Raw genomic sequence first — 26,400 nt, forward strand, 5'->3', positions numbered from 1 at the left:
AATGCGAAATGACTAATATCAAGTATGATGCTTGCAGTATACTTGCCGATTTTTTGGTAAATTCATCGGATTAATAGATCGTTTATATCCCGTGTCTCAGGGAAAACGAGTTAAACGCCACCAAAGATGTCTGAACAAAACAGGATTGATTGCCGAACATGACAACCTTTTATTCCGTCCTAAGTTGGCTTGCTATTTTCTTCTATTGGCTGATTATTGCTGGTATCACCTTACGTATTTTGATAAAACGCCGACCTGTAACTTCCGCAATGACTTGGCTGTTGATTATTTACATCCTACCTTTAGTTGGAATTATCGCTTACCTGTCATTCGGTGAGCTGCATTTGGGGAAACGTAGAGTTGAGCAGGCAAAAGCTATGTGGCCATCAACCGCCACATGGCTCGAAGAATTGCGCAAATCTCGCCATATCTTTGCTACAGAAAACAGCGAAGTAGCAACACCTTTATTCCAGCTTTGTGAGCGGCGGCAAGGACTTGAAGGTGTTAAAGGTAACAAGATCCAACTGCTGACCACCTATGACACTTCACTAAAAACCATAATCAATGACATTGATAATGCCAAACATAACATTGAGATGATGTTTTATATCTGGCAATCCGGCGGCTTAGTTGAACAAGTCACTGACGCCCTTATGGCTGCTGCACGCCGGGGAGTCAGATGCCGCGTCATGGTAGATTCAGCTGGCAGTTGGTTATATTGCCGCAGTCAATACCCAGACATCATGCGTCAAGCAGGCATTGAATTTGTTGAAGCTTTGCGGGTTAATATTTTCCGTTTATTTTTACGCCGAATGGATCTACGTCAACACCGCAAAATCATCTTGATTGATGATTATATTTCTTACACTGGCAGCATGAATATGGTAGATCCACGCTTCTTTAAACAAAATGCCGGTGTTGGGCAATGGATCGACATCATGGTAAGAATGGAAGGACCTGTCACCACGACTATGGGTGTTATTTACGCCTGTGATTGGGAAATGGAAACCGGTCAGCGTATTTTCCCACCATCACCAGATAACAATATTATGCCATTTGAACAGGCCAGTGGGCACACCACTCAGATTATTGCATCCGGCCCAGGATTCCCTGAAGAATTGATTCAGCAATCTTTAATGACTGCTATTTTCTCTGCTCGTAAGCAACTGATTCTCACTACTCCTTATTTTGTTCCCAGTGATGATCTAATGAACGCTATCTGTACCGCAGCTTTACGGGGTGTAGAAGTCATTATCATTGTTCCCCGCAGAAATAATTTTTTCCTTGTTCGCTGGGCAAGTCGGGCATTCTTTTCTGAACTGTTAAATGCAGGAGTTAAGATTTATCAGTTTGAAGATGGTTTACTACATGCGAAAAGTGTTCTGGTTGATGGCCAGCTTAGTATGGTTGGTTCAGTTAATCTCGATATGCGTAGCTTGTGGCTAAATTTTGAAATTACTGTGGTTATCGATGACGAAAATTTTGGTCATGACCTAACTCTGGTGCAATACAATTATATTTCTCGCTCCACATTGTTGGAAATCAATGAATGGGAACAGCGTCCTCTGTGGCACCGGATTATTGAACGTATTTGTTACTTCTTTAGCCCGCTACTGTGACCAATACCCTCGTCTTGTAAAGACGGGGGTACCAATCAATGCTTCATCATGCTTTAATTTCTTCACCATGACTCACGAACAAAACAATATGGACAACAGATCCCTGCAAACGATGGACTTAGACCTTAATAACCGTATGACGGAAGATGAAACACTTGAGAAGGCATATGACATCTTTCTTGAGTTAGCCTCTTCTAATCTTAATCCCGCTGATATTCTGTTATTTGGCTTACAATTCGAAGTACGTGGAGGTGCCGAACTATTAAATCCTTCTGATGAATGGCTTGAACATGTAGATTTCGATATAAACCCTGACTTCTTTGCCGAAGTCATTATTGGGCTCGCAGAATCTGAAGATGCAGAGATTAATGATATTTTTGCCCGTATCCTTATTTGCCGGGAAAAATCTCACCAAATTTGCCATATTTTGTGGAAAGAGTAGAAAAACCAAAATCACATTTTGATCTGACGTAATAATCTCAAAAAATGAGAGTTACTGGCTTTAACATTAGGTTTGGACGCCTGACAATAACACCGAAAAGTAACTCTCATATTTATGACTTACAAGATGCTTCAATATATGATCAAACGATAAACACCATCTAATATGACAACGTCACCAACCATCACAATGGATCAACTTTCAAACAAGACACTGCATGGCGGAAACTCCCTTCCATCAATGGTCTGGTTTTAGCACATTCAGGATCTGCCATTGGGCAACGAGTACGAAAAACACATCCTGATGGCGGATTAATGGGTGACGGTAATTCTCCTTCCAGCAATTCAATGTGTTTATTTCGTTCTTTGTCCGGATCAGGCACCGGTACTGCCGACATCAACGCTTTGGTATAAGGGTGCTGGGGATTATGATAAACCTCATCATAAGTTCCCAGCTCCACCGCATGTCCAAGGTACATTACTAACACACGATCAGATATGTGTTTAACCACAGCAAGATCATGAGCGATAAAAATCAGCGACAGTCCCATTTCACGCTGTAATTTCTGCAATAGGTTAACTACCTGAGCTTGAATAGAGACATCAAGTGCGGATACCGGTTCATCACAAATCACCAGTTTAGGTTCCAGGATAAGCGCCCGTGCAATCCCGATACGCTGACACTGACCACCAGAAAATTCATGTGGGTAACGATTGATCAGATTCGGTAATAACCCAACCTTCATCATCATTGCTTTTACCCGCTCTTTAATTTCTGACCCTTTCATCTCAGGATGATAAGTACGCAATGGCTCAGCAATAATATCGCCAATCGTCATCCGCGGGTTTAAGGATGCTAATGGATCCTGGAATATCATCTGGATATCACTGCGAATATCTCGCCATTGCTTATCATTCATATCCAACAGGCTTTTTCCCAACCAGGTTACCGAACCACCAGAAGATTTGACCAATCCGATAATTGCACGGGCAAAAGTCGATTTACCGCAACCAGATTCACCAACCACACCAAGGGTTTCACCTTCGTATAGCCTCAATGTGACACCATCAACCGCTTTCAAGGTTTTTATGGGTTGCCAGAACCACTGTTTGCCATCTTTGATATCAAAGTGAACTTTTAGATCTGCTACTTCCAGCAGCACTCGTCTTTCTTCCATCGAATTCATACCAATTCTCCCGGTGCTTTAAAACAAGCTCGCAAACGCCCGTTACCAAAGTTTTCTAATTTTGGTTCACAATCCACGCAATGACTTACTGAAAACTGACAACGTGGCTGAAACGGACACCCTTTCGGCAACCGCAATAAGTTAGGCGGATTCCCCGGGATTGTTGTCAATGATTCTTCATCACCATCAAGACGAGGAACAGCACCAAGAAGACCTATCGAATAAGGATGAGTTGGCTGATAAAACACATCACGGGCTGAACCATATTCCATCGTTCGCCCTGCATACATAACGAGTACTTTGTCACAAATACCTGCAACGACACCCAAATCATGGGTAATCATAATAATCGCTGTATTAAATTCCTGTTTTAACTCATTCAGCAGAGTCATAATTTGTGCCTGAACCGTTACATCAAGTGCGGTTGTCGGTTCATCAGCAATAAGTAATTTTGGCCGACATAACAATGCCATTGCGATCATCACACGTTGACGCATACCGCCAGAAAATTCATGAGGATACATGCTCATACGCTTACGCGCTTCCGGCATTTTGACCGCATCCAACATCCGAATTGACTCAAGATACGCTTCACTTTTATTCATATGCTTATGCAACATCAATACTTCTGTCAGTTGGTCACTGACGCGCATATAGGGATTGAGAGAAGTCATTGGGTCCTGAAATATCATCGATATTTCTTCCGCTCTCATGCGGTTTAGTTCTTTCTCTTGCAGATTAAGAATTTCCCTGCCATTAAAAATAGCAGAGCCGCCAGTTTTCCCGTTTCTGGCAAGCAATCCCATCAAAGCAAAAGCAGTTTGTGATTTCCCAGAACCCGATTCCCCTACGATCCCCAGTGTTTCCCCGGCCCGTAAATCAAAATTTAATTTATTCACTGCAGTAACATCCCCTTCCGGGGTGCTAAAAGTCACATTCAAATCTTTAACAACCAACAACGGCTCAGAGCTATTCTGGTTTTTAACGCTGTTCATGTTACCTCCTTAACGATCTTTCGGATCGAGGGCATCACGCAAGCCATCGCCGATAAAGTTAAAACAAAACAGTGTCACCACCAGAAAACCGGCAGGAAACAACAGTAACCATGAGGAAACTTCCATCGAATTCGCACCATCACTTAACAATGCTCCCCAACTGCTTAATGGCTCTTGAGTTCCCAATCCCAGAAAACTAAGAAACGACTCAAACAGGATCATGCTTGGTACTAATAAAGATGCATAAACCACCACCACCCCCAATACATTAGGGACGATATGGCGCAGCACGATGTGACGAGTTGAAACGCCGCAGACCAACGCTGCTTCAATAAACTCCTTACGTTTCAAGCTCAGCGTCTGACCACGGACAATACGTGCCATATCCAGCCATGACACCATGCCGATAGCAACAAATATCAGCAAAATATTCTGCCCAAAGAAAGTCACCAACAAGATCACAAAGAACATGAATGGGAATGAGTTAAGAATTTCCAACAGACGCATCATTATTGAGTCTATTTTTCCACCCATATAGCCGGATAATGATCCATATAAGGTCCCAACAATAACCGCAACCAGCGCTGCCGCAATTCCAACCATCAAAGAAATACGACCACCAATGGCAACACGTACTAGCAAATCACGACCGGAAGAATCCGTACCGAAATAGTGGCCTGATTCAAAATCAGGTGGCATAGACATCATAGCCCAATCAGTATCATCATAAGTGAACTGTGCCAATATCGGCGCCAAAATCACAAACAAAGTAATCAAAGACAACAGACACAAACTGGCAATCGCAGCCCGGTTGTGAATAAAACGACGTCGTGCATCCTGCCACAAACTGCGACCTTCAATTTCTAACTGCTCAGAGAAATTTTCCAGAGCCTCGCTGTTTTGTTTATTTACTATCATTTTGCGCGCTCCAGTCTTAATAACGGATCTTCGGATCAATCACGGCATACAACACATCAACAATTGCATTGAACAGAATGGTCAAGCTACCAACCAAAATAGTCAGGCTTAATACCAATGAATAGTCACGGTTCAATGCTCCATTAACAAACAACTGCCCTATTCCCGGCAAACCGAAGATCGTTTCAATGACCATCGAGCCGGTAATGATGCCGACAAAAGCAGGTCCCATATATGAAATAACCGGTAACAATGCTGGCTTTAAAGCATGGCGGAAAATAATGATGCGCAATGGCAACCCTTTAGCACGTGCAGTACGGATAAAGTTAGAGTGCAACACTTCTATCATTGAACTACGGGTAATACGGGAGATACTAGCAATATAAGCCAAAGACAATGCCACCATTGGCAATATCACATACTTCGGTGCTCCGCCATTCCAGCCTCCTCCCGGCAGCCATTTAAGATGAATAGCAAACACCAGCACCAGTAACGGCGCCACAACAAAACTTGGGATAACAACCCCCGTCATGGCAAAACCCATAACGGTATAATCCCACTTTGTATTCTGATTAAGTGCAGAAATCACTCCAGCACTGACCCCCAACACAACCGCCATTATAAATGCCGCAGCACCCAACTTGGCAGACACCGGAAAGGCCACGGCGACCAGATCATTAACGGTATAATCCTTATATTTAAAAGAAGGTCCAAAATCCCCCTTAGTAAGCTGGATTAAATAATCAAAATATTGTTTATAAATTGGATCATTCAGATGATATTTCGCTTCAATATTTGCCAGCACTTCTGGCGGCAACTTCCGTTCACCGGTAAATGGACTGCCTGGCGCCAACCGCATCATGAAAAACGAAATAGTAATAAGAATCAAAAGTGTCGGGATCGCCTCTAAACAACGGCGTAAAATAAATTTAAGCATTGCCCGTTCCTATGTGTTGGCCCTAACCCTGGCCTTAAAATAATCTGCCACTAAAAGCAGCCATTTCCAGGCTGCCCTACAACAATTAGTGTTTGATAATATAAAGATCTTTGGTATGTAAATTATCCAGAGGATCTTTCCCGGTGTAGCCACCAACATAGGGCTTCACCAACCGGGTATTCACATAGTAGTAAAGGGGGACAATAGCCGAATCTTTATCTAATTGCTCTTCTGCTTTCTGGTAGATGACCGCACGCTCATCATCAGTTTTTACTTGCAGGGATTCTTTCATCAATTTATCAAATTCACTGCTCTTATAATGAGAAGTGTTATTACTACTATAAGAAAGCATTGAATTTAGGAATGAAGAAGGTTCGTTGTAATCCGCACACCAGCCGGCACGCGCTACGTCATAATTGCCCTGATGTCGGGTATCAAGAAACGTTTTCCACTCTTGGTTTTCTAAACGAACATCAGCACCTAAATTTTTCTTCCAAATAGAAGCTACCGCGATTGCAATTTTTTTATGCAGATCGGAAGTGTTGTAAAGCAAATTAAACTTCAATGGCTTATCTTTAGTATAACCAGCTTCAACCAGTAATTTTTTGGCTTCCTGGTTACGTTTTTCCTGATCCCAATCAGTAAACCACGCTGGTTTCATCTCTTTCATACCATCAGTAACCGGCGGTGTATAACCGGAAGCAGGAATATCACCCTGTGCTTTTACTTTATTGGTCACAATATCACGATCCATAGCCAATTTCAGTGCAGTACGAACGCGAGGATCATTAAATGGGGGTTTTTCGTTATTAATTTCGTAGTAATAAGTACATAACTGCGGGTTAATGCGCAACTCGTTTGGAATCTCTTTTTTCAGTTTCTGGAACAGTTCAATCGGCAAATTGGTATAAGTCATATCAATTTCGCCACTGCGATAACGGTTTACATCCGTGACCTCTGACGAAATGGGCAGGAAAGTCACCTGATCAATAACGGTATTTTTGTCATCCCAGTAGGTCGGGCTACGCTCCATCACAATACGTTCGTTGACTATCCAATTTTTCAGCTTATAAGCACCATTACCGACAAAATTCTGTGGCTGAGTCCATTTTTCGCCATATTTTTCTACCGTAGCTTTATGAACCGGCGACATTGGTGAATGAGCCAGAAGTTTTGGCAGATAAGGAACCGCTTCACTCAATGTTATCTGTAATGTATGGTCGTCTAACGCCTTTACACCCAGAGTATCTGGTTTCTTTTTACCACTGATGATGTCATCAATATTCGCGATATGCGCATACTGGAGAAAACTTGTATAGGGAGAAGCCGTATTGGGATCAGCCAGACGTTGCCAACTGTAAACAAAATCCTGAGCTGTGACAGGGTCACCATTAGACCACTTAGCATCTTTACGCATATGGAATGTCCAGACGGTAAAATCTTTATTTTCCCAACTTGTCGCAGAACCTGGCAAAATCTCGCCATTCGGGCCAACGATGACAACACCTTCAAACAGATCACGGGCCAAATGTGACTCTGGTACTCCTTCAATCTTATGCGGGTCCAGCGATTGCGGTTCAGAGCCGTTATTACGGACTAAAACCTGTTTATCTGCTAATTGAACACCATCAGGCACTTTTGCAGCAAAGACCTGACTTGCCATTATCATACTCAGTGCAGCGCTAATGCTGGCAGTAAGCAATTTCTTTTTAGTTGTGTTTATCATCTTTTTTCTACTCCAATTTTACATCGCCAGACTTTTATAAGTCGACGGCCCAGACATAAGGGGCGGATTATCACCTGCCTTCAAAAGGAACGATTTTGTTTGCAGGACCAGTAACTCTTTTGAGTAAAACTAGTGTCTATACCCGTCATCTTTCAAGTTGCTTCTTTGTTGGCTGCACTCACTCACCCCGGTCGCATAGTTATCTATGCTCCCGGGGATTCGCTCCCTTACCGTCGCAATGCAACTTGAAATCTATTGGGTCTAGTTTTTTATCATATACAGTCGCTTAATATCCATATAATCCAATGGGTCTTTCCCTGAAAACCCTCCCACTGATGGGCTAACAAGCCGTACACTCACCCGGTAATAAACGGGAATCAATACCGAATCTTTATCAAGTTGAAACTCAGCCTGCTGGTATAATTTCTTACGCTCAACAACATCTTTGGCAATTAACGCTTGCTCCAGATAGTTGTCGAAATTTTTATTCTGATAAAAAGTCGTGTTATTACTGCTGTCTGAAAGCAGCATATTTAAAAATGCAGTAGGTTCATTGTAATCAGCACACCAAGTCGCTCTGGTCACCTCATAATTCCCCTGATGGCGACTTTCGAGAGACGTTTTCCATTCCTGATTTTGTAAAATCACATCAGCTCCCAGATTTTTTTTCCACATAGAAGCTGCGGCAATCGCCTGTTGTTTATTTTGATCAGATGTGTTGTATAACAATGTAAACTTCAGCGGATTGGCTTGATTAAAACCCGCCTGCTCCAGTAATTCTCTGGCACGTTTATTACGCTGCTCCTGCGTCCAGTTAGCCCATTCTGGTTTAGAAAAATCGCCACCACCAATAAACGTTGGAGTAAAACCATAAGCGGGTATTTGCCCCTGCCCCATAATTTTTCCCGCAATAATATCTCTGTCGAGGCTTAACTTGACTGCCTCACGGACTCTCACATCAGTAAACGGTGGTTTTTTATTATTAATCTCATAATAAAACGTACAAAGATAAGGACTAACGCGAACCTGATCAGGGATATCTTTCTTCATTTTCTGATACAGATTAGGCGGAATGGCGCTGTTGGTTATATTTATTTCCCCACTACGATAACGGTTAATACTGCTAGTTTCAGACTGAAGAGGCAAGAAAGTGACCTGTTCAATAATTGCCTTCTTGTTATTCCAATATTGAGGGTTACGCTCAAGTATTATCCGCTCATTCACTACCCATTCTTTCAACCGGTATGCCCCATTTCCCACATAATTTTCTGGCAATGTCCATTTATTGCCAAACTTCTCGACGATATCCTTTTTCACGGGCTTCATTGCTGTATGACTGAGCATATTGACAAAATAAGGCACAGGATGCGTCAGAATAACTTGTAAACGATGGTCATCTAGTGCTTTAACACCCAACTGGTCGGGAGCTTTTTTACCCTTCAGAACATCATCAATGTTTTCAATGTACGCATATTTAAGATAACTGGCATAAGGTGACCCTACATTTGGATCAGACAATCGTTGCCAACTATACTCAAAATCATGTGCAGTGACAGGCGTTCCATCACTCCATTTAGCATTGTCACGCAGATAAAAAGTCCATACCGTGTAACCTTGATTTTCCCAATGGCTTGCAACTGCCGGAACAATTTCTCCTTCAGGACCTGTACTCACCAATCCTTCTAATAGATTAAGAATAATGTTGGTTTCCGGTACACCTTCGACTTTATGTGGATCAAGTGAGGCAACTTCCACCCCATTATCAACAGTAATATGCTGTTTATCGGCAAGTTCCACCCCCTCTGGTACTTCGGCTGCGAACACAGCCATAACAGGAAATGCTAATAATAAAAATATACTGGAAACAAACTTATATAATTTTAATTGTTTGATCTTCATTTCTTTCCTCCAGTCTGGTGAATCTTCTCATTCACTCAGCATATATCCCATAAGGCCAGCGTTTTTGCGTTATTCACCCCAAAGTAAAAATACTTACGGATTAAATATTAAAGACTGCTTATCATATCCATTGTTAAAATATTCCTTTCATATTGCAAAAATCAGCCTTACAAACAACTTATTACAACCTATTACACTAATTAGCAAAAGATCCCAAGTCACACAATAATACTTTGATATATCAAGATTTTTATACAATATGATTCACTAAAACAGGATATAAAGGTCACCCCAAAATGAAAATAAACATAATTTTAACAAATTGCAATCAATGCAAATTAAAAACCTACATTCATCACAAAACAATGGTGGAAGCAACTAGTTACACATTGCATAAACAGGCAAGAATAATTTAAAAAATATCGGATTATTTGTATAAAATTCAGTAAGTACCGATAAAAAAAGCGAGAAAAGACGATAAAACAAGCTTTATAATAAAAATGATAAGAATATTATAATTTATAATTTGACTAGAAAAAATTTCACATCTTTTCTCGTAAATCGTATCAGATTAACCCAGGGAATAATGCCCTAATCCCTGTCACAATCAGCTCGATTCCCAAAGACATCAGCAGTAGCCCCATAATGCGGGTGATAACGTTAATTCCCGTTTGCCCAAGGTATTTGACCACTAAAGGAGCAGCCCGAAATAATAACCAACAGCAAAAAGCAAACAACGCGCTGGTTAGCATAAATCCAATAAAATTCTGCCATCCCTGGTAGCGAGAACTCCAAACAATACAAGAGCTTATTGCCCCAGGGCCTGCCATCAGTGGCAATGCCAATGGCACAACCCCCACACTCTCTCTAATCGCTGTTTCTGATTTTTCCTGCTTATTTTGCTTATCTTCCCCAAGTCTGCCGTTAATCATCGACATAGCAATGGTTACAACAAGAATTCCCCCTGCAATACGGAAAGAATCAATGGAAATGCCAAACATATGCAGGATCGAATCTCCTAACAGCAAAGCAGTCCATAAAATAATGGTAACAGAAATATTGGCTACAAAATTTGTCCTATTACGGGCAGATTGAGTCTGGTAGTGAGTCATGCTAATAAAAACCGGCAAGATACCAACAGGATTGACTAGCGCAAATAATCCAACAAAAAACTTAATGTAACCAGAAAAATCCAGCAGTAAGTCACTCACAAATACCTCCTCTTAAGTTACGCAGTGCTAAAAACATATTTCTATAACGGGCATTTACTAGAAAATCATGTAACACTTTATTTTTTCTTTACATTATACCGACAAAGTTTCCGTTGCTATCAGTTGTAACACTTTTTTTATTAATAATTTCTTATATAAAAAATTGTCCTCTCGATATTTTCATTAAGTCAAAAACTCAACTTTATTCATTCTCTTACCATTTAACTCATATTATCACCCATCAGAGCTGAAAGGTGTCAGCTTTGCATTTATGTGATTAAGATCAATATATATTTAATACCGAATGGTAATCTGTAGCTATCATAAAATCACCAGACTAAATAATCTGGAAAATATTTACTCACTTAATATTAAAAATTTTTAATATTTATCAGGAGTCGTTTTTTATGACTGTAACTAATGCTACTGAACTGAATGAAATGGTTGCCCGAGTTAAGAAAGCACAACGTGAATTTGCTCATTTCTCTCAGGAACAAGTTGACAAAATCTTCCGAGCTGCCGCTCTTGCAGCAGCCGATGCACGTATTCCTTTAGCAAAATTAGCCGTGGCAGAATCCGGTATGGGGATTGTCGAGGACAAAGTGATTAAAAATCACTTTGCTTCCGAATATATCTACAACGCATATAAAGATGATAAAACTTGTGGCATTTTGGCTGAAGATAAAACATTCGGTACTATCACTATTGCTGAACCTATCGGCTTAATCTGCGGCATCGTGCCAACCACTAACCCAACATCTACGGCTATTTTTAAAGCTCTAATCAGTTTGAAAACTCGCAACGGTATTATTTTCTCACCGCATCCACGTGCTAAAAAAGCAACCAACAAAGCCGCTGAATTAGTTCTACGTGCTGCAATTGAGGCCGGCGCCCCAGAAGATATTATTGGCTGGATTGATGAACCCTCTGTTGAACTTTCCAATGCACTGATGCACCACCAGGATATTAACCTCATTCTGGCTACCGGTGGTCCTGGTATGGTAAAAGCGGCATACAGCTCTGGTAAGCCTGCAATCGGCGTTGGTGCGGGTAACACACCCGTTGTCATTGATGAATCAGCTGATATTAAACGCGCTGTTGCATCTATTCTGATGTCCAAAACTTTCGACAACGGCGTTATCTGCGCTTCAGAACAGTCCGTTATCGTCGTGGATTCTGTTTATGAACAGGTACGTGAACGATTCTTTACTCATGGCAGTTATTTGTTACAAGGCAAAGAATTGAAAGCGGTTCAGGACATTATCCTGAAAAACGGTAGCCTGAATGCCGCAATTGTTGGTCAGCCTGCAGCTAAAATCGCCCAAATGGCGGGCATCAATGTTCCTGAAAACACCAAGATTCTGATTGGAGAAGTCAGCCAGATTGATGAAACTGAACCTTTTGCTCACGAAAAACTTTCTCCACTGCTCGCTATGTATCGAGGTAACAGCTTTGAAGATGCTGTAGAAAAAGCAGAAAAATTAGTCGAAATGGGTGGCATTGGTCACACTTCCTGCCTGTATACCGATCAGGATAATCAGGCAGCAAGAATCAAGTACTTTGGCGACAAAATGAAAACAGCCCGTATCCTGGTGAATACACCCGCATCTCAAGGTGGTATCGGTGATCTTTACAACTTCAAACTTGCTCCATCTCTGACACTAGGTTGCGGTTCCTGGGGTGGAAACTCCATCTCCGAAAACGTGGGACCAAAACATCTCATCAACACCAAAACCGTGGCGAAGAGAGCAGAAAATATGTTATGGCATAAACTTCCAAAATCAATTTACTTCCGTCGTGGTTCCCTGCCTGTTGCACTAGGGGAAGTGGCTACCGATGGCGCAAAACGGGCCTTTATCGTAACAGATCGTTTCTTATTCAATAATGGCTATGCTGATCAAGTCACCGACGTGCTGAAATCCCACGGACTGGAAACAGAAGTTTTCTTTGAAGTTGAAGCCGACCCAACATTGAGCATCGTTCGTAAAGGTGCAGAACAAATGCACTCATTCAAACCGGATATCATTATTGCACTAGGAGGTGGTTCTCCAATGGATGCCGCCAAAATTATGTGGGTAATGTATGAACACCCTGAAACACACTTCGAAGAATTAGCCCTACGGTTTATGGATATCCGTAAACGCATCTACAAATTTCCGAAAATGGGCATCAAAGCTAAAATGATAGCGATTACCACAACTTCTGGCACAGGCTCTGAAGTGACACCATTTGCCGTTGTCACTGATGACACAACCGGCCAGAAATATCCATTGGCTGACTATGCTCTGACTCCGGATATGGCTATTGTTGATGCTAATCTGGTAATGGATTTACCGAAATCACTGTGTGCTTTTGGTGGCCTGGATGCAATCACGCATTCTTTGGAAGCTTATGTATCTGTATTGGCAAACGAATATTCTGACGGACAAGCTCTTCAAGCACTGAAACTACTAAAAGAATTCCTCCCAGCCAGCTATCACGAAGGTGCAACTAACCCCATTGCTCGTGAACGGGTTCATAATGCTGCAACCATTGCTGGTATTGCATTTGCTAACGCTTTTCTAGGGGTATGTCACTCTATGGCACATAAGCTGGGTTCTGAATTTCATATCCCGCACGGCCTTGCTAACGCACTGCTGATTTGTAACGTTATCCGTTATAACGCTAACGATAATCCAACTAAACAGACTGCATTTAGCCAATATGACCGGCCACAAGCCCGTCGTCGTTATGCCGAAATTGCCGACCATCTTGGCTTATCTGCTACCGGGGACCGTACTGCAACAAAAATTGAAAAACTGCTAGCATGGCTAGAAGAAATGAAATCCGAACTAGGTATCCCGACCTCTATCCGCGCTGCCGGTATTCAGGAAGCGGACTTTTTGGTGAAAATCGATAAGTTGTCTGAAGATGCTTTTGACGACCAATGCACTGGTGCTAACCCTCGTTATCCTCTAATTTCTGAGCTAAAACAATTATTGCTGGATTCATACTATGGCCGAGAATTCACAGAAACAATGGCAACACCGGAAGCGACTGAACCAACAATAAATCCTGATAAAAACTAACCATTAACTCATTTAAATACCATTTAGAGGGTGCTGATATCAGTACCCTTTAACTTATTCCCTAAGAATGCCAACTCAATCCTAATAAAAGCGCCTTAAACTGCCCATGAGAACTTAAAAAAAGATTATTAACTACATGCTATCTTTTCGCTTTCCCTTAGCTTCATTAATAGCATCCGTATAGTGTTTACGGCAAACAGACACATATTTTTCATTGCCTCCGATATCAACCTGATCGCCATCACACATGACCACACCTTTATTATCAAAACGTAATGCCCGGCTAGCCTTGCGTCCACAATGGCAAATAGTTTTCAGTTCAACTAACTTATCAGCCCATGCCAGAAGATACTGACTACCACTGAAAAGTTCGCCTCTAAAATCAGTTCTCAGCCCATAACAAAGGACAGGGATATCATCGTAGTCAGTCACCTTACATAACTGTTTTACCTGCTCTTTTGTAAGAAACTGACATTCATCAACCAGCACACAATGCACGGTTTCCTGTTTATTTTCATTTCTGATTAATTCACCTATATCTGTCTGCTGGCTAAACAGAAATGCATCGGCAGATAATCCAATACGAGAACTGATTTTTCCTTTTCCAAACCGAGTGTCAATTTCTGCGGTAAAAATCAGCGTTCTCATCCCTCTCTCATTATAGTTATAAGAAGATTGCAACAGAGATGTCGATTTTCCGGCATTCATTGCGGAGTAATAAAAATAAAGTTGAGCCATAGGCTCTGCCCCTTAACAAAATTTATAAAGCCATATAGTCAGATGAGTTTACCATAAACTCCAAGAGTGATTATCCATCTCAGTAAGCTACACCGGTGATATCGTAAAATATTTAGCTTAGTAGTGTCTAAAATCATTCGTGATCATCATTACATCAAATGGACAATTAAGGCTCACTTGCGTGACAAATACTCATGTTTAAATTAAGCAAATGAAAGCTTGATTGATTTGTTGCATATTGTATGCAAATTAATAAGCTGCGTGATTTACTGTCAGAAAATGACAACAGAAAATCAAGGATAACTCATGGATTAGTCATAAGTTTTTTTAAACTTACTATTTATTCTTCCTTAGCAGGTATGATAAGAAACAGTTAAAATTACTTACCGATTTAGTATATAACTGGTTTATAAATTAGAGAGATAATCATGTCCCCTCTTTGTTAAAGGTACCCTGAACATGTTATTGGCGAATGACGATCGAAATAGCTGTATAAAAAGCGCTATATAACTTTTGTAAAGAAATTACGTTTAAAAAAAAGAGCTATTTTATCGGAATATGAGAAATTGACTATTGCAGAAAATAAAATAGCATTCTATTATTATATCCACATCAGCCATCATCATTATAATTTGAGACCAGGACAATGAGCGATTTAAAAACCCTAAATAACATCCGTACCCTACGAGCTCAAGCAAGAGAATGTGACCTTGAGTTCTTAGAAGAAATACTGGAAAAACTGACCGTCGTTGTTGATGAACGTCGTGAAGAAGAAAGTCTGGTACAAGCTGAATTAGAAGAACGCACACGTAAATTGGAAGAAGTTCGTAAAATGATTCTTGAACAAGGAATTGATCCAAGCGAATTGCTTCAAACAATGAGTGCTGGCAAATCAGCTGGTAAAACAAAACGTGCTGCACGTCCAGCTAAATATCAATATGTTGATACAAACGGTGAAACTAAAACCTGGACTGGCCAGGGACGTACACCTGCTGTCATCAAGAAAGCAATTGAAGAGGAAGGTAAAACCCTGGAAAGTTTCCTGCTCTAACTTACTGTTTTTTAGTTGATTTAATTAAAAACGCCCCTTTTAGAATACAGGGGTGTTTTTATTATTGAGCAATTTAAATAACAAAAGAATTAACGCTTATCATATGAACTTGTTTGAGTCCCATTGACAAGAAGTTAATCGGATTGTGTGTTTTTGTATCATTCCTTTGTGATAAAGCAAAGCTAGTTGTAACTCAGCTAATGCCAAGACAAATTAATAATCAAACAAGCACAACTATTTACTTCCTTCGCTAACTGTCGTTGATTCAATAGAAAAGGAGCCAATCGGCTCCTTTTTTCTTATTTAGAGCTATGATAAAAACTCAAATACCACTCTACAAACTGCTTTACGCCATGCCTTACCGATGTATTGGGTGAAAATCCTATTTTTTGAAAAATGTCACTTGAATCAGCACAGGTCGACAGAACATCACCATCTTGTATGGGCATAAAATTTTTCTTAGCTTGAATGCCTAATGACTCTTCTATCGCTTCAATAAAATCACCTAATCTAGTCGGTTGACCATTACCAATATTATAAATACAGTAAGGTGCAGAACTGGCAGATATTTGCCCATCCTCAACTACCCAGCTCTCATTTGGTGCGGGAATAACGTCTTGTAATCTGACTATTGATTCAACGATATCATCTATATAAGTAAAATCTCTAACCATATTACCGTGATTATAAACATCAATAGGCTGTCCTGATAACATCGCCTTAGTGAACTTAAATAAAGCCATATCAGGACGCCCCCATGGGCCATATACTGTGAAAAAACGCAACCCTGTCGTTGGCAACTGATAAAGATGAGAATAGCTGTGAGACATTAATTCATCTGATTTTTTAGTCGCCGCATATAACGAAATTGGATGATCAACAGAATCGTTTGTAGAAAACGGTTGCTTTCTATTTAACCCATAAACTGAGCTGGAAGAGGAATATAATAAATGTTCAACATTATTATGACGACAAGCTTCAAGTATATTGATATGCCCTATTATATTCGAATCAATGTAAGCCATCGGATTCTGCAATGAATAGCGAACACCAGCCTGAGCCCCCAGATGGATAACCCGCTGAAATTTATGCCGCTCAAAAAGATCAGGAATGGCTATTCTGTCAGCTAAATCCAGCTTCTCAAATTTAAAACCAGGACTATCAAATAATAGATCTAACCGAGCTTGCTTAAGATTCACATCATAATAATCATTAAGGTTGTCGATACCTACAACCTCATGCCCCATTTGCAATAATCGCTGGCTCACATGAAAACCAATGAAACCAGCGGCACCTGTCACTAAGAATTTCATCGTATTACTCAGATAACCGGGTTAATGGATGCCCCACGACCAATCCCATAATAAATAAAACCACGGGATTGCAGGCGCTCAGGATCATAGAGATTTCGTCCATCAAAGATAACTGGAGTTTTAAGAGACTCTTTGATTACATCAAAATCTGGTGCACGGAAACTTTGCCATTCGGTACAGATAACCAAGGCATCTGCTCCTTTAAGAGCCGCCTCTTTAGTCCCCATTAATGACAAATCATCACGTTGACCATAAATACGCTGAGCTTCTTGCATAGCTTCGGGATCATAAGCCTGTATTTTAGCGCCGGCCTGCCACAATGTTTCCATCAAAACACGACTTGATGCTTCACGCATATCATCGGTATTCGGTTTGAACGCCAATCCCCAAACAGCAAATGTCTTACCGGATAAGTCTTTACCAAAGTGACGTTTTACAAAAGAAGGTAACTTACTCTTTTGCAATTCATTCACTTGCTCTACCGCATGAAGAATCTTAGGCTGATAACCAATTTGCTCCGCGGTACGAATTAACGCCTGCACATCTTTTGGAAAACAGGAACCACCATAACCACAACCCGGATAAATAAAATGGTAGCCAATACGAGAATCAGAACCAATTCCTTGACGAACATGTTCAATATCAGCCCCCAGCTTTTCAGCTAAGTTAGAGATCTCATTCATAAAGCTAATTTTTGTTGCCAACATACAGTTAGCGGCATATTTCGTCAGTTCCGCACTACGGATATCCATCACAATCATACGATCATGATTACGGTTAAATGGCTCATACAATTCACGGATCAGGTCAAGGTCAATGACTCTTTCATTATCACAATCACGCCCGATAATAATTCGTTCAGGACGCATACAGTCTGCAACAGCAGCCCCTTCTTTAAGAAATTCCGGATTAGAAACCACATCAAATGGAATATCAAGATTGCGCTGACGCAGACTCTCATTGACAACAGCCTTAACTTTATCGGCAGTACCAACAGGAACCGTGGATTTATCGATAATAACTTTATAACTCTCCATATATTCCGCAATAGTACGGGCAACAGCGGTTACATATTTTAAATCTGCTGAACCATCTTCATCGGGAGGCGTTCCCACAGCAATAAACTGTAATTTACCGTGTGCAACCCCGGCCTTTGCATCTGTACTAAAATTCAGACGGCCTTCTTCATAATTCTTCTTAACCAGCGGTGCCAAACCGGGTTCAAAAATAGGGATTTGACCATTCTTCAAGTTTTCAACTTTATTTGCATCTACATCAATACAAAGTACATCATGCCCCACTTCAGCTAAAACAGTGGCCTGTACCAGGCCAACATAACCAATACCAAATACCGTAACTTTCATATGACACCTAAATTTCCGTAAAATTATTCTTTAGTCTGATCCTGTAAAGCCACTCGCCCTAACCAATCAGTAAACTCTTTGCCTAACTCACCATGTTTCATACCATAGCGGACAAACGCCTGCATATAGCCAAGCTTATTGCCACAATCATGACTTAAACCCTGCAAGTGGTATGCTTCCACGGATTCCTCTTCCATTAACATAGCAATTGCATCGGTAAGTTGAATTTCATCACCGGCCCCTGGTGTTGTTTTTGCCAATAACGACCAAATTTTTTCAGACAACACATAACGGCCAACAATAGAAAGGTTTGATGGTGCTTCTTGCGGTTTAGGTTTTTCAACTACACGCTTAATTGGTTTACTATCACCAGGTTGCAAACTCTCTCCCAGGCAATCGACAATACCATAACTGGAAACTTCTTCATGAGGCACAGGCTCTACTAATATCTGGCTGATCCCAGTTTCATTATAACGAGCCAACATCTCACTCAGATTATATTTAGTGAGGTCTGTACTGTACTCGTCAAGAATAACGTCAGGAAGTATCACAGCAAAAGGCTCATCACCAATTAAGGGCTTTGCACATAACACCGCATGCCCTAATCCTTTAGCAATTCCCTGTCGGGTTTGCATAATAGTGACATGACTTGGACAAATAGACTGAACCTCATCCAATAACTGACGTTTCACCCTTTTTTCAAGGATTGCTTCCAGCTCAAAACTGGTATCAAAATGGTTCTCAATTGAATTTTTCGATGAATGAGTAACCAAGATAATTTCATTAATGCCAGCGGCAATACATTCATTCACAACATACTGAATAAGAGGCTTATCCACTAAAGGTAACATCTCTTTAGGAATCGCTTTCGTAGCGGGTAACATCCTGGTTCCTAATCCCGCGACGGGAATAACGGCTTTTTTAACTATTTTGTTTACTGATGGCATTAATCTTAATCTCCTGATGTTTTTGGCTGAAACAAATCCGTCTTCAACGCAAAATCAGCACTAACTCTTTCAGAACCTATACCAATAAGACATTATTACCTTTTGCCAATAAATTATGGATACAGACAGCTCCTGGGGATGCGTTCTCTTGCCGCCGCACTGCAACTTGAAATCTATTGGGTATAGTACGTCACTTCACTCGCTTTTTGGGCTATACGAAGCACATCCAAAAGCTAACGCTTTTATCTAAGCACTATCAAATCCACTTTTTACTACAAAGAACAGCCAATAAATATAGCCTAAATTGAGATAGGCTCTAAGCATAATCGGCTGAGTATACCAGCTAATTCTATCCAATAAACAGCACCATTCTGTTTAATTACATCACCGTGACATGATGTTTAATATTTGCTTTTTTAAGCAAAATATTACTTTAGTAATATTCATCTGGAATACATTGAAGAAAGCATCAATTTTATTTGACTATCTGTATTCCAAATCCGGCATTGCCATTCAGCGCTATGAGAACAAACCTGGTTTGAACAAATCGTTCGCAACGTTCCAAGAGGAACCCCACTATCTAATTGAATTTGACGATTACCTGATTTAATACTGGCATGTAACCCCGCAGACGTCAGTAAAACCGTTTTATTAACGGTATGATAATACCCGAGCAACAATGGAAATTGACCTCGCAGCCCGGCATTCTCCAACAAGTTATTAATCCTGTTCAGAATACCGGCCATACTGGGTAAACGCCGAGAATGATGGATGATATGTTCTTGTAATAAACTGTTAAATACTACCCTTAGTAATAATGCTGAAATTACACCATACTCTTTTGAGCGGCTAATATCCAGACAATAAAAAGCTAACTCATTGTCGGACAATGCCGCCATATCGAGAATTAACCCTGGTTTATCAATCATATTTAATTTTCGGTAATTGACCCTACAGTGAGCAATCACCTGTGAAACTGGGGGTTGTAACTGCTTAAGCATATTTAATGCTTCATCTGAATTATGTTTTAACGTTAACCAATCTTTATTCAAATTATTCTGTTCAATCGCACCAGACATAAAGACCATGGGATGCAAATAGGCCAACGCGACTTTCTTTATCTCATTTAGATCTGAAACGGGTTTTAATAAAACATCTTTCGCCCCTAAACGAAGTACTTCATCAATTTCTGCCATCTTGTTAGTTGCTGAAATAATGATAACTGGAATACTCACACCTTCATTAGTCAATTTTGCAACAAATTCAATACCATTCATAACAGGCATATCTAAATCACATAAAATAAGTTCAATATGCGCTTCACTTTCCAGCATCTGTAATGCAACAGCCCCATTAGATGCAACCAACACCTTAGCGCCCAACATCCGCAAATATCCTGCCAGCAAAGAACTAAAAACGGGTTCATCTTCTACAATCAAAATCTCTTTGCCTGCCAATGCTTTTTCCATAAACGCGCTCCCTTACCTTTATATTGCGACTTTCACCTTTTCTTAGGTACTATCAATTATATTAGTTCAATTAAGTGACTATCATTTGTTCTCTTACGTTTCTTTTCAATAGAAAACTCACAAAATGATATTTCACCTTTAAGCGATTGGAGTTATTTTGACAGAATTATGCCCTTGTGGTAGCGGAATAAACTTTACAGATTGTTGTTCTCCCTATCTGCAAAACATAAAATTTGCTGCCAATGCTGAATCATTGATGCGCTCTAGATACAGTGCTTACGTAAAACATAACGCTGATTACCTTATCACCAGTTGGCATCCTGATTGCCAGGCTGAAAAATGGCGTTTGGATATAGAGCAAAGTTTTATTGCGACTCAGTGGCTTGGATTAAATGTAATTGCGACTGAAAAAGGCAAAGATGACAACGAAGCTTATGTTGAATTTTCAGCTTGCTTTCTTGATCAGAAAGCTCAAGATAAACAACTTATCCATGAACGCTCACGTTTTCTTCGTATAGACCAGCATTGGTACTATATTGATGGGGTAAAGCCTCAAACTGGTCGCAATAGTCCCTGCCCATGTGGTTCGGGTAAAAAATACAAAAAATGTTGTGGCTAAAAAACCACAGACTAAAACCAGACAAACGAAACGAAAAAGATTTAAGGAACCATCCCATTCATGCCACACAAAAATATACAAAAGAAAATTCTGCGCACTATTTGCCCTGATGCGAAAGGATTAATCGCCAAAATTACCAACATTTGCTACAAACACCAACTAAACATAGTTCAGAATAATGAATTCGTCGATCATTGCACTGGCCGTTTTTTCATGCGCACTGAACTTGAAGGAATTTTCAACGATGAAACATTTCTGGCTGATTTAGATGACGCACTCCCGGTTGGCTCTCAACGGGAATTAAACCCTGCGGGGCGTCGACGTATTGTTATTATGGTGACAAAAGAAGCGCATTGTCTTGGTGATTTACTTATGAAAAGCGCTTATGACGGGCTTGATGTTGAAATTGCCGCAGTTATTGGCAATCACGCGACATTACAATCATTGGTTGAGCAATTTGGTATCCCTTTCCATTTAGTCAGTCACGAAGGTTTAACCCGTGAACAGCACGACGAAAAACTGATTGCACAGATTGATCAATACAAACCTGATTACGTGGTACTAGCCAAATACATGCGGGTACTGACACCAGAATTCGTTCAACATTATCCAAATCAGATTATTAACATTCACCACTCCTTCTTACCTGCATTTATAGGGGCACGCCCTTATCATCAGGCTTATGAAAGAGGTGTAAAAATCATAGGGGCAACGGCTCACTACGTGAATGACAATTTGGATGAAGGTCCGATTATTACTCAGAATGTCATTAACATAGACCATACATACACTGCTGAAGATATGATGAGAGCGGGCAGAGATGTTGAAAAAAATGTCCTAAGTCATGCTTTATACTGGGTTCTTGCTCAGCGTGTTTTCGTTTATGGGAACCGTACTATAATTCTGTGAAACTAAATCAATTGTGACATAAGAGCCGCATCCGAAAAGCAGCAGCTTGAAAGATGAAGGGTATATACTTTACAGCGGCGGTTCATTTGACATGACTCCGCCGGTTGTAAACGACAATGATACTTTTCAAAACCTGGTGGGATTCTATTTGTTCACAATAGGATCAATATAAGAGTAAAAAAACATCACACGGTAACTTATTTTTAAATATATACTTTACAGCAGCAGCTCATTTGATGTGATTCGGTCCGCTGTAAGCCACAGTGATACATTCCAAAACTTGGTGGGGTTCCCGAACGGCCAAAGGGAACAGACTGTAAATCTGCCGTCACAGACTTCGAAGGTTCGAGTTGAGCGCAGCGAAACAACAATGCGGCGCTTGCGACGCGTTGGCCCGCAAGGGCGAGGAACGCAGTGACGAGTCATCCTTCCCCCACCACCAGCAAACAGGCCACTTATTTGTTCACAACAGGATCAATAAGGATAAAAAAACATCACACGGTAACTTATTTTTAAATATATACTTTACAGTAACAGCCCATTTGATATGATTCCGCCCGCTGTAATCAACAGTGATACATTTCAAAACTTGGTGGGGTTCCCGAGCGGCCAAAGGGAGCAGACTGTAAATCTGCCGTCACAGACTTCGAAGGTTCGAATCCTTCCCCCACCACCACGATTAAGTACTTCCCTGAACATTACCAGAAGTCAGCAGCAACATATTCCCCCATTCAGGGGAAGGTCGAGAACCTTCGCCAAGGTTCGAGTTGAGCGTAGCTAAACCCAAAAACCATATTTGAACCTACATACTTTTGAATTGACTGTGCTTACACCCAACTTTACGCAACTCCAATCATATTTTTTATCACATCTTTATGTGAAATTTACCATCCCATAAAAATCCAATAAAAAAACTATAAATCATAGTATTACAAGAAAAATCAGCTTCAAAAACAGGGTATACGAATGTGATAACTGTCGTGTATTTGTGAAATTTCGTGTGAAATAATCATAAAAAATAACAAATTATAACAGCAACACCAGGGAACCATTATGAACCAATCAATGCAAAAAATAGCGATTATAGGATTGGGCACTATGGGCATGGGGATTGCGCGTTCATTAATACGCGCGGGCATTCCCACGTACGGCTTCGATTTAAATCCAAAAGCCTGTGATCAACTTCTGCAAGAGGGGGCTAAAGTTGCTGCAAACAATGCAGCAAAATGGGCATCAGAACTAGATATCATTTTACTTGTTGTAGTCAACGGTGCTCAGATAGAAAACATACTATTCGGTGGAGAAACACCGCTGGTCAGCCAGCTAAAAGCGGGGACAGTCATTGTACTTCACAGTACCGTTGCCGCAGAACAAGCTAGAGACTTTGCCCACCGCCTTAGCCAGTACAATATCAAAATGCTGGATGCTCCCATTTCTGGTGGAGCACTAAAAGCTGAACAAGGTCAACTTACAATTATGGCTTCTGGTGAACCAGCATTATTTGAACAATTAAAACCCATATTTAATGCCACCACAGAGCGCCTTTATTGTATTGGAGATGAAATTGGCCTGGGTTCCACCGTTAAAACCATCCATCAATTGCTTGCAGGCGTGCATATTGCTGTCGCAGCAGAAAGTATGGCGTTAGCAGCAAAAGCAGGCATTTCTTTAGATCTCATGTATGACATTGTCACACATGCTGCTGGTAACTCTTGGATGTTTGAAAACCGTGTTCCTCATATTCTGACGGGAGATTACACACCAAAATCTTCCGTAGATATTTTCGTCAAAGATCTGGGATTAGTATTGGAAACAGGTAAGGCGTTGAAATTCCCATTACCGCTATCAGCCGCTGCACATCAAATGTTCCTTGCAGCCAGTAACGAAGGTTTAGGTCAATGGGATGACAGCGCAGTTATCAAAACTTTTAAAGGTATCACTTTACCGGAGAAAGAATAATGACCATCAAATTGGGTATTATTGCCGATGACTTTACCGGCGCAACCGATATCGCAAGTTTTATGGTACAAAGCGGTTGGCAGGTTGTTCAGTTGCTAGTTACACCTGATGAAAATACAGATATTCCACAGGATATTGACGCCATTGTTATCAGCCTGAAGAGCCGCTCTTGCCCGGTAGATGAAGCGGTGAACAACTCACTGAAATCCTGCCGCTGGTTACGCCAAAAGGCGAGTTGCCAGCAAATATTCTTCAAATACTGCTCAACTTTTGATTCCACCAATACCGGCAATATCGGGCCGGTGACGGACGCTCTGATGAGTGAACTAAGCGCAGATCTCACGCTGATCTGCCCTGCCCTGCCAGTTAATGGACGTACAGTTGTACATGGACACCTGTTTGTTAATGGGCGACTGCTCAATGAAAGTGGTATGCAACACCATCCCGTAACACCAATGAAAGACGCCAATCTGATACGTCTGATGGAACAACAAGCTCAAGGAAAAGCGGGTCTGGTCGATTTAGTATGTGTTCATCAGGGAGAACAGGCCATTCGCAAGCAGCTGAATAACTTACAACAACAAGGCATTCGCTACGCAGTGGTAGATGCAATATCCATGAATGATCTGCTGCCTATTGCCAGCGCTGTGTCAGAACTGACATTAGTAACCGGTGGTTCCGGCCTTGGTGCCGCACTTGCCAGTACAAATACCGGAAAATCATTGGCACCATTTCAGTCGGCAGGTGCAATACCCCCAGCTCAAAATAGACGTACCGTGATCCTCTCCGGCAGTTGCTCTGTAATGACCAACAAACAAGTTGCTCAGTATCAGAAGTTAGCACCGACCAAATCCCTGGATATTAGGTTATGCCTCCATGATCCACAATATGCTGGTCAACTGGTGGAATGGATTATGCAGCAATCCGAAAACAACCTTGCACCAATGTTATATTCAACTCAACTTGCGGAAACATTACAGAAAATCCAACAACAATATGGTGCAACGACCGCCAGTGAAGCAATAGAAAGCACATTCTCCAGCGTTGTAAAAAGCTTAAAACAACAAGGATTCAATACCTTTATCATCGCTGGCGGTGAAACTGCCGGCAAAATAGTACAAAGTTTAGATATCCAACAATTCAATATCGGAGCACCTATTGCCCCAGGAGTGCCTTGGGTACATGACCTGCAACACAATCATTGGCTAGCATTAAAATCAGGCAACTTCGGTGATATTAATTTTTTCCTGCATGCTCAGGAGATGTTTTATGAGTGAACAAGCGCTACGAACAGAATTAGTAGAATGGGCTCGTTCAATGTTTTACCGCGGCTACAGCAGCGGCGGTGCAGGTAACATCAGTGCCAAACTGGATGATGGCACGATTATCATCACACCAACCAACTCCAGTTTTGGTGACTTACAAGCTGATCGCCTGAGCAAATTGGATATAGAGGGCAACTGGCTATCTGGCAACAAACCCACGAAAGAAGTTTCCATGCATCTGGCAATGTATCGCAATCGTCTCGAGTGCCGTGCAGTGGTACACCTCCACTCACCTTGGTTAACCGCACTTTCCTGCCTACCAAATCTGAACAGTAGTAACTGTCTACCGCCTATTACACCCTACTACGTGATGCGAGTCGGCAAACTTCCTCTGGTGAAGTATCTCCCACCAGGCGATGAGAAAATCGGTGAAGAAATTGCGAAGCTGGCCGCAAAACACAACGCAATTCTACTTTCAAACCACGGACCTGTTGTCAGTGGCAAAACTTTACGGCAAGCTTTTTTCAATGCGGAAGAATTAGAAAATACGGCCCGGTTGTATCTGACATTATTGCCGCACGGTTTCACTACCTTAAATAAAGAACAAGTGCAGGAACTTGAAACTCGTTATCCCCAATAGATTTCAAGATGCATCGCGACGGCAAGGGAACGAATCCCCGGGAGCATAGATAACTATGTGACCGGGGTGAGTGAGTGCAGCCAACAAAGAGGCAACTTGAAAGATAACAGGTATATCCCAAAAAC

21 protein-coding genes and 2 tRNA genes are annotated in these 26,400 nt (G+C 41.1%); 11 read left to right on the plus strand and 12 right to left on the minus strand.

The annotated features are described in order from the left end of the window. Window positions 1–158: 158 nt before the first annotated feature. Both cls and BO26_RS00680 read left to right on the plus strand, forming a co-directional pair. Window positions 159–1,619: a cardiolipin synthase gene (gene cls / locus BO26_RS00675; RefSeq protein WP_036768104.1), complete on the plus strand. Its 1,461-nt coding sequence runs from the start codon at window positions 159–161 to the stop codon at window positions 1,617–1,619. Between the two features lie 112 nt (window positions 1,620–1,731). Next, window positions 1,732–2,061, plus strand: a complete 330-nt coding sequence (locus BO26_RS00680) for an HI1450 family dsDNA-mimic protein (protein ID WP_036768105.1) — start codon at window positions 1,732–1,734, stop codon at window positions 2,059–2,061. 184 nt (window positions 2,062–2,245) lie between these two features. Here BO26_RS00680 and oppF read toward each other — a convergent pair whose 3' ends face one another. The 7 genes from oppF to BO26_RS00715 form a co-directional block, all read right to left on the minus strand. Continuing rightward, window positions 2,246–3,238 carry a murein tripeptide/oligopeptide ABC transporter ATP binding protein OppF gene (gene oppF, locus BO26_RS00685; RefSeq protein ID WP_420864661.1) on the minus strand — a complete coding sequence of 331 codons (993 nt, stop codon included), beginning with the start codon at window positions 3,236–3,238 and terminating at the stop codon, window positions 2,246–2,248. A 5-nt stretch (window positions 3,239–3,243) separates the two neighbouring features. Continuing rightward, entirely contained in the window at window positions 3,244–4,242 is a 999-nt protein-coding gene (oppD, locus tag BO26_RS00690; RefSeq protein WP_036768108.1) for an ABC transporter ATP-binding protein, read from the minus strand. A gap of 9 nt (window positions 4,243–4,251) precedes the next feature. Continuing rightward, window positions 4,252–5,160, minus strand: a complete 909-nt coding sequence (gene oppC / locus BO26_RS00695) for an oligopeptide ABC transporter permease OppC (RefSeq protein ID WP_036768109.1) — start codon at window positions 5,158–5,160, stop codon at window positions 4,252–4,254. A 16-nt stretch (window positions 5,161–5,176) separates the two neighbouring features. Next, window positions 5,177–6,097 (minus strand): oligopeptide ABC transporter permease OppB, encoded by a 921-nt coding sequence (gene oppB / locus BO26_RS00700; protein ID WP_036768110.1) that lies wholly within the window; start codon window positions 6,095–6,097, stop codon window positions 5,177–5,179. Between the two features lie 85 nt (window positions 6,098–6,182). Next, complete coding sequence (oppA, locus tag BO26_RS00705; RefSeq protein WP_036768111.1) at window positions 6,183–7,823, minus strand: oligopeptide ABC transporter substrate-binding protein OppA; 1,641 nt, start codon at window positions 7,821–7,823, stop codon at window positions 6,183–6,185. Between the two features lie 261 nt (window positions 7,824–8,084). Beyond that, a complete protein-coding gene (locus BO26_RS00710) occupies window positions 8,085–9,722 on the minus strand; it encodes an ABC transporter substrate-binding protein (RefSeq protein ID WP_036768112.1) in 1,638 nt (545 codons plus the stop codon). A gap of 566 nt (window positions 9,723–10,288) precedes the next feature. Further along, complete coding sequence (locus BO26_RS00715) at window positions 10,289–10,933, minus strand: YchE family NAAT transporter (RefSeq protein ID WP_036768113.1); 645 nt, start codon at window positions 10,931–10,933, stop codon at window positions 10,289–10,291. Between the two features lie 407 nt (window positions 10,934–11,340). Here BO26_RS00715 and adhE point away from each other — a divergent pair, with 407 nt between their 5' ends. Continuing rightward, window positions 11,341–14,001, plus strand: coding sequence for a bifunctional acetaldehyde-CoA/alcohol dehydrogenase (gene adhE, locus BO26_RS00720; RefSeq protein ID WP_036768114.1), 2,661 nt, complete (start codon window positions 11,341–11,343; stop codon window positions 13,999–14,001). Between the two features lie 132 nt (window positions 14,002–14,133). Here adhE and BO26_RS00725 read toward each other — a convergent pair whose 3' ends face one another. Beyond that, on the minus strand, window positions 14,134–14,739 hold the full coding sequence (locus tag BO26_RS00725) for a thymidine kinase (RefSeq protein ID WP_036768115.1): 606 nt from the start codon (window positions 14,737–14,739) through the stop codon (window positions 14,134–14,136). A gap of 646 nt (window positions 14,740–15,385) precedes the next feature. Here BO26_RS00725 and hns point away from each other — a divergent pair. Next, window positions 15,386–15,790 (plus strand): histone-like nucleoid-structuring protein H-NS, encoded by a 405-nt coding sequence (gene hns / locus BO26_RS00730; RefSeq protein ID WP_036768116.1) that lies wholly within the window; start codon window positions 15,386–15,388, stop codon window positions 15,788–15,790. Window positions 15,791–16,089: 299 nt separating this feature from the next. Here the strand turns inward: hns and BO26_RS00735 are convergent, their stop codons facing one another. The 4 genes from BO26_RS00735 to rssB all read right to left on the minus strand — a co-directional run bounded on the left by BO26_RS00735 (window position 16,090) and on the right by rssB (window position 20,883). Beyond that, window positions 16,090–17,103 (minus strand): NAD-dependent epimerase, encoded by a 1,014-nt coding sequence (locus BO26_RS00735; protein WP_036768117.1) that lies wholly within the window; start codon window positions 17,101–17,103, stop codon window positions 16,090–16,092. An 8-nt stretch (window positions 17,104–17,111) separates the two neighbouring features. Next, window positions 17,112–18,467, minus strand: a complete 1,356-nt coding sequence (locus BO26_RS00740; protein WP_036768118.1) for a UDP-glucose dehydrogenase family protein — start codon at window positions 18,465–18,467, stop codon at window positions 17,112–17,114. Window positions 18,468–18,490: 23 nt separating this feature from the next. After that, complete coding sequence (galU, locus tag BO26_RS00745; protein ID WP_036768119.1) at window positions 18,491–19,414, minus strand: UTP--glucose-1-phosphate uridylyltransferase GalU; 924 nt, start codon at window positions 19,412–19,414, stop codon at window positions 18,491–18,493. Window positions 19,415–19,857: 443 nt separating this feature from the next. Next, window positions 19,858–20,883, minus strand: coding sequence for a two-component system response regulator RssB (gene rssB, locus BO26_RS00750; RefSeq protein WP_036768120.1), 1,026 nt, complete (start codon window positions 20,881–20,883; stop codon window positions 19,858–19,860). A 157-nt stretch (window positions 20,884–21,040) separates the two neighbouring features. Here rssB and BO26_RS00755 point away from each other — a divergent pair, with 157 nt between their 5' ends. The 7 genes from BO26_RS00755 to otnC all read left to right on the plus strand — a co-directional run bounded on the left by BO26_RS00755 (window position 21,041) and on the right by otnC (window position 26,275). Further along, window positions 21,041–21,502: a YchJ family protein gene (locus BO26_RS00755; RefSeq protein ID WP_036768121.1), complete on the plus strand. Its 462-nt coding sequence runs from the start codon at window positions 21,041–21,043 to the stop codon at window positions 21,500–21,502. 60 nt (window positions 21,503–21,562) lie between these two features. Further along, window positions 21,563–22,411: a formyltetrahydrofolate deformylase gene (gene purU / locus BO26_RS00760; protein ID WP_036768122.1), complete on the plus strand. Its 849-nt coding sequence runs from the start codon at window positions 21,563–21,565 to the stop codon at window positions 22,409–22,411. A gap of 282 nt (window positions 22,412–22,693) precedes the next feature. After that, window positions 22,694–22,853, plus strand: a tRNA-Tyr gene (locus BO26_RS21780). 149 nt (window positions 22,854–23,002) lie between these two features. Further along, window positions 23,003–23,087: transfer RNA gene (locus tag BO26_RS00765), tRNA-Tyr, on the plus strand. A 377-nt stretch (window positions 23,088–23,464) separates the two neighbouring features. Further along, complete coding sequence (gene ltnD / locus BO26_RS00770; protein WP_036768123.1) at window positions 23,465–24,370, plus strand: L-threonate dehydrogenase; 906 nt, start codon at window positions 23,465–23,467, stop codon at window positions 24,368–24,370. Continuing rightward, window positions 24,370–25,647 carry a 3-oxo-tetronate kinase gene (otnK, locus tag BO26_RS00775; RefSeq protein ID WP_036768124.1) on the plus strand — a complete coding sequence of 426 codons (1,278 nt, stop codon included), beginning with the start codon at window positions 24,370–24,372 and terminating at the stop codon, window positions 25,645–25,647. Before ltnD ends, otnK begins: the two co-directional genes overlap by 1 nt. Then, window positions 25,640–26,275 (plus strand): 3-oxo-tetronate 4-phosphate decarboxylase, encoded by a 636-nt coding sequence (gene otnC / locus BO26_RS00780; protein ID WP_036768125.1) that lies wholly within the window; start codon window positions 25,640–25,642, stop codon window positions 26,273–26,275. Before otnK ends, otnC begins: the two co-directional genes overlap by 8 nt. Window positions 26,276–26,400 lie beyond the last annotated feature (125 nt).

The sequence above is a fragment of the Photorhabdus australis DSM 17609 genome (genome assembly GCF_000711895.1).
Taxonomy (GTDB): Bacteria; Pseudomonadota; Gammaproteobacteria; order Enterobacterales; family Enterobacteriaceae; genus Photorhabdus; species Photorhabdus australis.